Source organism: Janthinobacterium sp. BJB301 (genome assembly GCF_002735685.1).
GTDB lineage: Bacteria > Pseudomonadota > Gammaproteobacteria > Burkholderiales > Burkholderiaceae_D > Janthinobacterium > Janthinobacterium lividum.
Genome location: NZ_PDZJ01000001.1, coordinates 2,825,639 through 2,835,988, shown reverse-complemented (window position 1 = coordinate 2,835,988; position 10,350 = coordinate 2,825,639). Strand labels below are relative to the sequence as shown.

At 66.1% G+C, this 10,350-nt stretch carries 10 protein-coding genes; 7 read left to right on the top strand and 3 right to left on the bottom strand.

What is annotated here, in order from left to right; all coding sequences use genetic code 11:
* Positions 1–3: 3 nt before the first annotated feature.
* Positions 4–783: an OmpA family protein gene (locus tag CSQ91_RS12595; RefSeq protein WP_070255729.1), complete on the top strand. Its 780-nt coding sequence runs from the start codon at positions 4–6 to the stop codon at positions 781–783.
* A gap of 127 nt (positions 784–910) precedes the next feature.
* On the opposite strand, the gene icmH is transcribed toward CSQ91_RS12595, so the two are convergent.
* Genes icmH through tssJ form a run of 3 tightly spaced genes read right to left on the bottom strand, consistent with a single transcriptional unit; the run spans position 911 to position 3,713 of the window.
* A complete protein-coding gene (gene icmH, locus CSQ91_RS12590; protein WP_099388414.1) occupies positions 911–1,696 on the bottom strand; it encodes a type IVB secretion system protein IcmH/DotU in 786 nt (261 codons plus the stop codon).
* Positions 1,693–3,063 carry a type VI secretion system baseplate subunit TssK gene (gene tssK, locus CSQ91_RS12585; protein ID WP_034779601.1) on the bottom strand — a complete coding sequence of 457 codons (1,371 nt, stop codon included), beginning with the start codon at positions 3,061–3,063 and terminating at the stop codon, positions 1,693–1,695. Before tssK ends, icmH begins: the two co-directional genes overlap by 4 nt.
* A 50-nt stretch (positions 3,064–3,113) precedes the next feature.
* A complete protein-coding gene (gene tssJ / locus CSQ91_RS12580) occupies positions 3,114–3,713 on the bottom strand; it encodes a type VI secretion system lipoprotein TssJ (RefSeq protein WP_099388413.1) in 600 nt (199 codons plus the stop codon).
* A gap of 278 nt (positions 3,714–3,991) precedes the next feature.
* On the opposite strand from tssJ, the gene CSQ91_RS12575 reads away from it, so the two are divergent.
* From CSQ91_RS12575 to tssH, 6 genes are all read left to right on the top strand, one after another.
* A complete protein-coding gene (locus CSQ91_RS12575) occupies positions 3,992–4,588 on the top strand; it encodes a tetratricopeptide repeat protein (protein ID WP_099388412.1) in 597 nt (198 codons plus the stop codon).
* Between the two features lie 37 nt (positions 4,589–4,625).
* On the top strand, positions 4,626–5,135 hold the full coding sequence (gene tssB, locus CSQ91_RS12570) for a type VI secretion system contractile sheath small subunit (protein ID WP_070255715.1): 510 nt from the start codon (positions 4,626–4,628) through the stop codon (positions 5,133–5,135).
* Between the two features lies 1 nt (position 5,136).
* On the top strand, positions 5,137–6,636 hold the full coding sequence (gene tssC / locus CSQ91_RS12565; RefSeq protein ID WP_099388411.1) for a type VI secretion system contractile sheath large subunit: 1,500 nt from the start codon (positions 5,137–5,139) through the stop codon (positions 6,634–6,636).
* A gap of 31 nt (positions 6,637–6,667) precedes the next feature.
* On the top strand, positions 6,668–7,159 hold the full coding sequence (locus CSQ91_RS12560) for an Hcp family type VI secretion system effector (RefSeq protein WP_034779593.1): 492 nt from the start codon (positions 6,668–6,670) through the stop codon (positions 7,157–7,159).
* A gap of 66 nt (positions 7,160–7,225) precedes the next feature.
* Positions 7,226–7,699 (top strand): type VI secretion system baseplate subunit TssE, encoded by a 474-nt coding sequence (tssE, locus tag CSQ91_RS12555; protein WP_035820620.1) that lies wholly within the window; start codon positions 7,226–7,228, stop codon positions 7,697–7,699.
* Positions 7,696–10,338, top strand: coding sequence for a type VI secretion system ATPase TssH (tssH, locus tag CSQ91_RS12550; protein WP_099388410.1), 2,643 nt, complete (start codon positions 7,696–7,698; stop codon positions 10,336–10,338). The genes tssE and tssH overlap by 4 nt, the downstream gene beginning before the upstream one ends.
* The last annotated feature ends 12 nt before the right edge of the window (positions 10,339–10,350 follow it).

Sequence of the window (10,350 nt, the reverse complement as noted above, 5' to 3'; positions counted from 1 at the left end):
GCGATGAAATATCCTGTCATTCTTCTGCTGCTTGCTGCAGCCGCTCCCTGCCACGCGCAGGCGCAAGCGCCCCAGACACCGATGCCGGGGCAGATCCTTGTCACGGGCACCCTGGCCGACGAGGCGGGCAAGGCGGCGGTGCTGGCCCGCCTGCGCGAACTGTATGGCGCCGAGCGCGTGGTCGACCAGATCGCCATCGGCAGCGTGGCCGTGCCGGCCAACTGGAACGCCTACGTGCACAAGCTGATTGCGCCGAACCTGAAGCTGATTTCACGGGGGCAGATCAGTATCGACGGCAATAACGTCAGCGTGCGCGGCGAAGTGGCGAACGAGGCGCAGCGCCAGCAGATCGCCAGCGACATCGCCACCAGCCTCAATCCCACCTACGTCGTCAACAACGGCTTGCGGGTCAAGGCGGCCGAGGCGGAGCAGGGTTTGCTTGATGCTGCGCTGGATAAACGCATCATCGAATTCGACAGCGGCAAGGCGTCCATCACGCCGGCGGGCCTGGCCATCCTCGACGAGATGGCGGCCGCCATGCTCAGGCTGCGGGGCCGCAAGGTGGAGGTGATCGGCCACACGGACGACACGGGCCTGCGCGCCAGCAATGTGGCCTTGAGCCAGGCGCGCGCCGAAGCCGTGCGCGCCTACCTGGCCAGCAAGGGCGTCGCGGCCGATTCGGTGCTGGTGTCGGGCCAGGGACCGGACCGTCCCGTGGCCAGCAACGCCACGGCCGATGGCCGGGCGAGGAACCGGCGCATCGAGTTCCGTATTGCGCAATAGATTGGCTTGACACCTCACAGAACCGTAGCGAGCGGATGAGAGTTGTGGCCGAGAAGCGCAGGTGTGCGAATGCACATTGAGCATCGCAGGCCGCAAATCTCGACGCGCAGTAGGTTCTGTGAGGTGTTCAGGGCAGGGTGATGGTCAGGTGCGCGGGGCGCGGCGCCAGCTTGACCAGGTCCGCATACGCGGCCAGGGTCGTTTGCGTGCCGCGCGTCAGATGGGTTTTCAGGCCCAGGTAGGCGCAGATGGCCAGCAGGGCGAAAAAGCTCGACAGCGCCCACAGCGGCACGTCGCTGCCGCGCTTGTTGACCACCTGGTCGGGGCGGTCCGCGCGCGGCGCGAAGCCGCGGCTCTTGCCCTTGATGTGGGCGATCTCGTCGCCCAGGCGCGCCGTCAGGTAACTGAGTTTTTCGCCGCCGTCGATCGCATACTTGCCCTGGAATCCCAGCAATAAACACATGTGGAAGACCTGCAGCGCCTGCACGCGCATGGCGCCCTTGCCGCGCAAGGCGTCGAGGCGGTCGAAAAAGTGTTCGCCGGCCAGCTGGTCGCCAAAGATCAGCAGCTGCAGCGGGCGCCGCTCCCACTGCTTGCGCAGGGCGAAAGGCGAAGCCAGGATGATTTCATCGACGGCCGCGCAAAACGCATACTTGGCTGCCTCGATATCGTCGCCATCGGCGCGGATTTTTTTTGCTTCGCGCTCGAAGTCGTCGAGGAAGGCCGTGATGCGGTCCATGAAGCTTTGCTCGTCGCCGGGCGCCGAACCGTGCTTCAGCATGAACAGCATATAAAAGCCTTCGTGCATCAGGTCCAGCAGGGCGCTGCCGGCATGCCGGCTGCCGCCGGTTGGGGCGGAACCGCGTTGTCCCAGCAGGGAGGGCGCTGCGCGCCGTTCGATGAGCTGGCTCATGCCGTCACCGCGATCAGTTCCAGCTGCAGGTCGCGTATGCCGGCCGGCACGTACACGGAGATCGACTGCGCCTTGAGCATCTGTTCATATAGCACGCCACGGTTTTCAATCGCAAAATAATAGGTGTCGGGGCGCACGGGAATGGCGGCCGGCACTTGCGGCGCATGCGACAGTTTCAGGCCGGGCATGGCCGTGAGCACGCATTTTTCCACGTCGTCGGGTGCGCCCACTTTCACGCGCAGCGGCACCACGTCCACCAGTTCGATGGCGGGCATGGCGGCGCGGATCGCCAGGTACAAGGTGGTGTGCTGGTCGATCTTGCCCGAATCGAGCTTGCCCAGGTAGTACGACGGCTGGTCCTCGAGCAGGGCGATGGAAAAATACTTCGACGAGATGACGGTGTCGAGCAGTTCGCGGATGATGCCGTCGATGGCGTCGAAGCAGGCGCCCGGTTGCGCGTGGTCGTAGGCGGGCAGGCTGGCCAGGGTGTAATGCTTGGAGTAGCTGAGCAGGCCGCCCGCCAGTCCCAGCAGCGCTTCGTACAGGCGCTCCGGATGCAGGGCCGGATGGCGCACATAGTGCATCAGCGCGGCGGCGGCCGTGCTGACCGTGTGCAGCAGCCAGAACGAGGACACGTCGCCGGAGCGGAACTCGATCACGTTGCGGCTCGGTTCGCGGTGGTGGCCGTGCAGCGCGCTCACCTTCGCCTGCAAGGCGTCGAGCAGGTGTTCCAGCACGCCCTGCAAGCGCGGCGCGCCGGCGATGGCCAGGCTGGGGGCCATGAACGAGGGCACGGGTTCGAAGCCGCCAGATACAGTGCGCCGCAGGGCGATCAGCGGCAGGCAGTCGTAGGAGCCGCGCGCCTCGCTGTCGGGAATCAGCCGCACGGTTTTCTTCAGGTAGGCCACGTCGGCCACGGCGGACTCCGTAAACAGGTCGGGCGTGGCGCGCATGGCGTGCGCAAAGCGCGTGGCCGCCGGCATGCCTGCCGTCGATGCCTGCGCCGTGTAATTCATGCCTTCGCGATTGAGGATGGGCAGCGCCGCGTAATACGTCACTTCCTGCACCGCCGGCGGCAGCGCTTCCAGGTCCACCGGCGGGGGCAGGGTATCGCTGCCGGGCGCGCCGTCGCCCAGCGACTCGAACACTTCGCCGTCGCGGAAGATCGCCGACAGGGCATGCAGGCGCAAGGTGCCCGTCTTCAGCGCCGCCAGGTCCCACGCCATGTGCGCCACGCCCCACAGGTAGGGATGCAGCGCGCTGGCCGTGTGATGCAGGCGCGCTTCGTGATACTGGTCCTGGCGCTGGAAATGCTGCGGCCGCAGGAACAGGCCCTCTCCCCACAAGATTTTCGCTGCCATGCCCATCTCGTTTCTCCTTGAATGTGTGGCGTGCCGGTGTGCCTTGCTGCCCTGCGCTACTGGCAGCGCAGGGCAGCCAGCGGCGCCATGCCGCTATCCATGCTGGCGACGCTGAGCGCGCAGGCGTGCAGGCCGACGGTGATGCCGCCGCGTTCCGCGTCCGCGGCGACAAAGGTGGCGCGCCAGCGCTGTACCGCAGGCGCGCGGAACAGGGCCGCCACGCCGATGAAATCTGCCTCCTTGCTGACTTTTTCCTGCACTTCGTAGCGCTGGCCCGGCACCAGCAGCACTTCCTTCACTTCCATCAGGTCGGCGCCCAGCGCGGTCTTTTCGCGCTGCGCGTCGAGGAAGCTGTCGTAGGGCGCCTGCTCGAAGGCGGCGCGCTGGCGCAGCTTGTAGATGCGCGCCACCAGCGCCAGCGGCCGGCCGTCGGCATCCGTGTTGAGGCGCTGCGCCGCATGCAGGCGGATGCTGACATTGCGCGGCGGCTTTTGCGCGTCGGGCAGTTCCGCTGGCGGCTTGGCCACGCCGGCCACTTGCAGCGCCGCGTTGGCCAGGGTGCCGATGGCGCCGCCCGCACAGCCGGCCAGCAGAAGGGCCGGCAGCAGTGGCGCGGTGGCGCGGGCCAGGCGGCGGAGCGGGGCGTCAAATGGCATGGGTGATCTTTGCAAGGTGAACGGTGGAAATAAAAGTGTTGCAGTCATTTAAGCGCATGCAGGGGCGACCCGCTTGCGTTGGCACAAAGTCCGCCCGCGATCAAGATAATTACTGCGCCAGATCAGGATTCATGTCGCTGCGCGCGGCTGTGATGTGGAACTTCTTCTTTGCTGATTAATCTCAATTTGGCAAAAAAATTGGCGATCAATAATGGCCTCCACCAAGGCGCCGCCCATCTTTCCCAGCGGTAGCGTCCTCCACGTGAAGGAATGCCTCGATGAAGCCAGCCACCATGTTGCCCCGTATTGCCTGCCTCGCCAGCGCCCTGCTGCTGGCCGCCTGCGCCACGCCAGAACAGCCGGCGCCCAAAAAACCTGCCGCGCCGACCCTGGCGCAAGTGATGAGCGATGCCGATGCGGCCGCGCGTGCCGGCCAGTACGAGCGCGCCATGACCCTGCTCAAGGCCGGCGGCAGCAGTTACCCGGCCGACAAGGCGCCATGGCTGCAAATGGCGCAAATGAAGTTCGATCGCGGCCAGTACGGCGACGCCATCGGCCATGCGCTCGAAGCGCTGGAGCGCGATCCGGACGACAAGGTCGCCAACAGCATCGTCGCCGTCAGCGGCTTGCGTTTGTCCGGCAAGGCGCTGTCCGACCTGTCGCGGCAAAACAATCTGAATGGCTCGCTGCGCTCGGAAGCGCAGGACCTGGCCAAGCTGCTGCGCGCGAGCATCGGCGAAGACGTGCTGGTGCCGCCGGCCAAGCGCCCGCCGGCGGCCGGCAAGCGCGCTGCCATATCCGGCTCCGGCTCACCGGCAGCGAAGGGCGCGGCAGCGCCGGCAAGCGTGGCCGATCCGTTCAGCGGCTTGAAATAAGCGAGCATCCCCACCATCCCCTTGCAAAGGAAGCGACATGCCCAAGTCCGACAGCGTGCAGAAACGCCTGCAGAAGATACGCGCGCCGCGCGTGCAAATGACCTATGACGTCGAGATCGGCGACGCGATTGAAAACAAGGAGCTGCCCTTCGTGGTCGGCGTGCTGGGCGATTTTGGCGGCAATCCGGACAGCGAGAAAAAGCGCCTGAAGGACCGCAAGTTCGTCGCCCTCGACCGCGATAACTTCGACGAAGTGCTGGCCGGCGTGGCGCCGGTGGCGCGTTTCGCCGTGCCGAACCGCCTCAGCGAGGCGGGCGGCACGTTCGCCGTCGATCTGCATTTCCGCTCGATGGACGACTTCCGCCCCGAATCGGTGGTGCGCCAGGTGGCGCCCCTGCGCAAGCTGCTCGAGGCGCGCACCAAGCTGGCCGACCTGCGCAACAAGCTGGCCGGCAACGACAAGCTGGAAGACTTGCTGACGGAAGTGCTGAACAACACGGACAGCCTGGCCACTCTGAAACCGCAGTTCCCGGCGCAGGAGGATTGAGATGAGCGCCCAGGCAGAAGCCCCAGAATCCCTCGCTGTATCCGCATCCGATGCGCCGGCCGCCACCGATTTGCTGGACCAGATCGTCGAGCAAAGCCGCGTCGCCAAGTCCGGCGCCGAACATGCGCGCGCGCGCGACCTGATCTCGGAGCTGGTGGCACAGGTGCTCGATGGCACGGTGCTGATGTCCAGCAGCCTGTCGGCCACCTTGGACGGGCGCGTGGCGGAAATCGACCGCCTGATCTCCACCCAGCTCAGCGAAATCATGCATGCGGCGCCGTTCCAGCAGCTTGAGCAAAGCTGGACGGGACTGCGCTACCTGGTCGGCAATTCCGATACGGGCACGCGCCTGCAGATCCGCATGTTCAACGCCACCAAGCGCGAACTGGTGAAGGATTTCCAGGCCGCGCTGGAGTTCGACCAGAGCAGCATGTTCAAGAAGGTGTATGAAGAAGAATTCGGTACCTTCGGCGGCGCGCCGTTTGCCGCGCTGCTGGGCGACTTCGCCATCTCGCGCCAGCCGGAAGACATGTATTTCGTCGAGCAGATGTCGCACATCGCCGCCGCCGCGCATGCGCCCTTCATCGCCTCGGCCGCGCCGGAACTGTTTGGCCTGGAAAGCTACGGCGACCTGGGCAAGCCGCGCGACCTGGCCAAGGTGTTCGACACCATCGAGTACGCGAAATGGAAAGCCTTCCGCGAATCCGAGGATGCGCGCTATGTCGGCCTGACCTTGCCCCGCTTCCTGGGCCGCCTGCCGTTCAATCCCGCCGATGGCACCACGGTCGAAGGTTTTAACTTTGTCGAGGAAGTCGATGGCAGCGACCATCACAAATACCTGTGGTGTAACGCCGCGTATGCGTTCGGCTGCAAGCTGACGAGCGCCTTTGCCGACTACGGCTGGTGCGCCGCCATCCGCGGCGTGGAGGGCGGCGGCCTGGTGGACGACCTGCCGACCCACACCTTCAAGACGGACGAGGGCGACGTGGCCCTGAAATGCCCGGCCGAAGTGGCGATCACCGACCGCCGCGAAAAGGAATTGTCGGACCTGGGCTTCATCTCGCTGGTGCACTGCAAGAACACGGCATATGCGGCGTTTTTTGGCGCGCAGTCGGCGCAGAAAAGCCGCAAGTACAACAGCGACGCGGCCAACGCGAACGCGGTGCTGTCGTCCCAATTGCAGTACATCTTTGCCGTTTCGCGCATTGCCCACTACATGAAGGCGATGATGCGCGACAAGATCGGCAGCTTTGCCGCCGCCTCCAACGTGGAAGATTTTCTGAACCGCTGGCTGATGCAGTACGTGCTGCTCGACGATAACGCCAGCCAGGAACAGAAGGCGCAGTTCCCGCTGCGCGAGGCCTCGGTGCAGGTGCATGAAGTGCCGGGCCGGCCCGGCGTGTACCGCGCCGTGTCGTTCCTGCGGCCGCACTTCCAGCTCGATGAGTTATCCGTTTCGCTCCGACTGGTCGCGGAGTTGCCGAAGTCGACCAATTCCTGATTCACCCATCTTTCAACCAGAGGAGCACACCATGGCAATCGATGTATATCTGCAGATAGACGGCATCAAGGGCGAGTCCACCGATGACAAGCACAAGGACTGGATCGAATGCAAATCGGTCAGCTGGAGCGTCGCGCAGCCGAAGTCCGCCACCGCATCGACGGGCGGCGGCCACACGGCCGAACGCTGCGAGCACAAGGACATCGTCATCTCCAAGCTGGCCGACCTGGCCTCGCCGGTGCTGCTGCAGACCTGCTCGGCCGGCAAGACCATCCCCAAGGCGCGCTTCGAATTCATGCGCGCCGACGGCCAGGGCGAGCGCGTCAAGTATTTTGAAATCGAAATCGAGAATGTGCTGATCGGCGCCGTGACGCCGAACGTGGAAGAGGGCGATATCCTCGGTGAACACGTCGGCTTCAAGTTCTCGAAAGTGAAGTGGAAATACACGCAGCAAAAAGTGACGGGCGGCGCCGGCGGCAATACCTCGGGCGGCTGGGACCTTGCCGCGAACCGCGTGGCTTGATCCACGGTGCGCGGCGCGCGGCGGCCACCTTCGCCCGCGCGCCGCGCCGACTTTTCAGGAGAGCGCATGGACAGTTATGTACCTGGCCTGTTCGACCGCCTGATGGGCGACGGCGGTGCGGCGGGCGGCGTGGCGGTGCGCCTGTCGCTGGAACAATTGAAGGATGCGGTGGCGCGCGACCTGGAAGAGCTGCTCAACACGCGCGTGGCCCTGCCGCCCGGCGCGCTCGACGCCTATCCGGAATGCGCGGCATCCATCGTCAACTATGGCTTGATCGATTTCGCCGGCATGTGCTTGTCCAGCAGCGATGACCGCGCCCGCATCTGCGCCGCGCTGAAGGCGGCCATCGAACGCCACGAGCCGCGCCTGCGCAATGTGCGCGCCCGCCTGGAGCGCGAAGCGGGCGCCATCAACCGGGTCGGCTTTGTGATCAGCGGCACCCTGGCCGTGAGGTCCGGCGGCGAGACGGTCAATTTCGACGCCGTGCTGCAGCCGTCGTCGCTGCGCTATTCGATCAACCGCAAGGGAGCCGCCGCATGAGCAACAACCTGAAAACCCTGATCGCCAAATTCAATGACACGGCGCGCACGGCCGCCACCCGCGCCGCCGCGATCTGCGTGGGCCTGGGCCAGTACGAAGTCGATATCGAACACCTGTTTTTGGCCTTGCTGGAACAGGAGCGCAGCGATTTCGTCACCATCGCGCGGCGCAGCGAAATCAGCCTGACGGCGCTGGAGGCGGACCTGCGCCGCGAGATCGGCAGCTTCAGGACGGGCAGTGCGCGCACCCCCGTGTTCTCTCCCCATTTGCCGCTGCTGTTCGAGCACGCCTGGTTGATTACCTCGCTGGACACGGCGCAGCCGGGGCCTATCCGCAGCCGCCACCTGTTGCTGGCGCTGCTGACGGAGCCGGAACTGTCGCAGCTCGCGTACCGCGGCTCGAAGCTGTTCGCCCGTTTCAGCGTGGAGCAATTGAAGCACCATCCGGACAAGCTGACGGCCGGCTCCGGCGAGCAGGAAAGCGCGGCAGTGCCGCAGCCTTCCGAAACGGCCGTCGACCCGCTGACTGCCCTGGCCAGCAAAACCCCGGCGCTGGACCAGTTCACCACCGACCTGACGCAGCTGGCGCGCGACGGCAAGCTCGATCCCGTGATCGGCCGCGAGGCGGAGATACGCCAGGCCGTCGATATCCTGCTGCGCCGGCGCCAGAACAATCCGATTCTCACGGGCGAGGCGGGGGTGGGCAAGACGGCCGTGGTGGAAGGCCTGGCCTTGCGCATCGCCGCCGGCGACGTGCCCGAGGTGCTGCAGGGCGCGCACATCCACGCGCTCGACATGGGCTTGCTGCAGGCCGGCGCCAGCGTGAAGGGAGAATTCGAAAGCCGTCTGAAGAATGTCATCGACGAGGTGGCGAAAAGCCCGCATCCGGTCATCCTCTTCATCGACGAGGCGCACACCATGATCGGCGCCGGCGGCCAGGCGGGGCAGAACGATGCGGCCAATCTGCTGAAACCGGCGCTGGCGCGCGGCGCCCTGCGCACGATTGCCGCCACCACCTGGAGCGAGTACAAAAAGTATTTTGAAAAGGATGCGGCGCTGGCCCGGCGCTTCCAGGTGGTGAAGGTGGAAGAGCCGAGCGAAGACATCGCCTGCGCCATGCTGCGCGCCATGGCGCCGCTGATGGAGCGCCATTTCGGCATCCGCGTGCGCGACGCCGCCATCGTCGAGGCAGTGCGCCTGTCGCACCGCTACATCAGCGGGCGACAGCTGCCCGACAAGGCCGTCAGCGTGCTCGACACGGCATGTGCCAAGGTGGCGCTGGGCCAGCGCGCCACGCCGGCGCAGCTGGAAAACGCGCACCGGCGCCAGGAACGCATCGGCGCGGAAATCGCCGCGCTGGCCCGCGAGGCGGCCGATGGCGAAGTGCCCGATAAAGCCGGCGCCGCACGCCTGGCGCAGCTGCGGCGCGAACATGACGAGGGGCAGGCGGCGGTCGCGGCGCTGGCGCAGCGCTGGGAGCGCGAAAAGGCGCTGGTGGCGCAGATCGGCGAGCTGCGCGCGCAGCTGCGCGGCGAGCGGCCGGGCGAGATCGGCGCGGCGCGCCTGCTGGCGCTGAAGGAAGAGCTGGCGGCCCTGCAGGGAGAGGCGCCGCTGTCGCCGCTGGAAGTCGATGCGCAGGTGGTGGCCGGCATCGTCGCCGGCTGGACCGGCATCCCGCTGGGAAAAATGCTCAAGGACGAGATCCGCACGGTGCTGACCCTGGATGGGGCGCTGCGCGAACGGGTGCTGGGACAAGACCACGTCATCGAGGCGGTGGCGCAGCGCGTGCGCACGGCGCGCGCCAGCCTGGACGACCCGGACAAGCCGAAAGCCGTGTTTTTGTTTACGGGACCGTCCGGCACGGGCAAGACGGAAACGGCGCTGGCGCTGGCCGACCTGCTGTATGGGGGCGAGCGCAAGCTCATTACCATCAACATGAGCGAGTACCAGGAAGCGCACAGCGTGGCCGGCCTGAAAGGCTCGCCGCCCGGCTATGTCGGTTACGGAGAAGGCGGCGTGCTGACGGAAGCCGTGCGGCGCCAGCCCTACAGCGTGGTGCTGCTCGATGAAGCGGAAAAAGCCCATCCCGACGTGCTGGAACTGTTCTTCCAGGTGTTCGACAAGGGCGTGCTCGATGATGCGGAAGGGCGCGAAGTCGACTTTCGCAACACCATCATCATCGCCACCTCGAACCTCGGTTCGGGCGCCATGATGGCCGCCTGCCTGAACCGGGCGGCGCAGGACTTGCCCACGCCGGCCGCGCTGGAAGAACTGGTGCGCCCGCAACTGGTGGCGCGCTTCAAGCCGGCCTTGCTGGGGCGCCTGAAGGTGCTGCCCTTCTATCCCCTGAACGACGCGGTGCTGGCCGAGATCATCGTGCTGAAGCTGGCGCGGATAGGCGCGCGCATCGCGCGCAACCACCAGGCGCAGTTCAGCCATGACGCGGGCCTGGTCGACGCCGTGCTGGCGCGCTGCACCGAGGTCGATTCGGGCGCGCGCAATGTCGACCAGATCCTCAATGGCAGCTTGCTGCCGGCGATCGCCGAAGCGGTGCTGGCGCGCATGGCAGGAGGCGAGCCGGTGGCGTCGATACGCGTCAGCGCGAACAAGCAGGGACAGTTCAAGTACACGATCCGATAATCCATCTTCCGG

Bases quoted from the DNA above. Each gene is read 5' to 3' on its own strand.
- CSQ91_RS12595 (WP_070255729.1), top strand. From the start codon at position 4: ATGAAATATCCTGTCATTCTTCTGCTGCTTGCTGCAGCCGCTCCCTGC.
- icmH (WP_099388414.1), bottom strand. From the start codon at position 1,696: ATGAGCCAGCTCATCGAACGGCGCGCAGCGCCCTCCCTGCTGGGACAA.
- tssK (WP_034779601.1), bottom strand. From the start codon at position 3,063: ATGGGCATGGCAGCGAAAATCTTGTGGGGAGAGGGCCTGTTCCTGCGG.
- tssJ (WP_099388413.1), bottom strand. From the start codon at position 3,713: ATGCCATTTGACGCCCCGCTCCGCCGCCTGGCCCGCGCCACCGCGCCA.
- CSQ91_RS12575 (WP_099388412.1), top strand. From the start codon at position 3,992: ATGAAGCCAGCCACCATGTTGCCCCGTATTGCCTGCCTCGCCAGCGCC.
- tssB (WP_070255715.1), top strand. From the start codon at position 4,626: ATGCCCAAGTCCGACAGCGTGCAGAAACGCCTGCAGAAGATACGCGCG.
- tssC (WP_099388411.1), top strand. From the start codon at position 5,137: ATGAGCGCCCAGGCAGAAGCCCCAGAATCCCTCGCTGTATCCGCATCC.
- CSQ91_RS12560 (WP_034779593.1), top strand. From the start codon at position 6,668: ATGGCAATCGATGTATATCTGCAGATAGACGGCATCAAGGGCGAGTCC.
- tssE (WP_035820620.1), top strand. From the start codon at position 7,226: ATGGACAGTTATGTACCTGGCCTGTTCGACCGCCTGATGGGCGACGGC.
- tssH (WP_099388410.1), top strand. From the start codon at position 7,696: ATGAGCAACAACCTGAAAACCCTGATCGCCAAATTCAATGACACGGCG.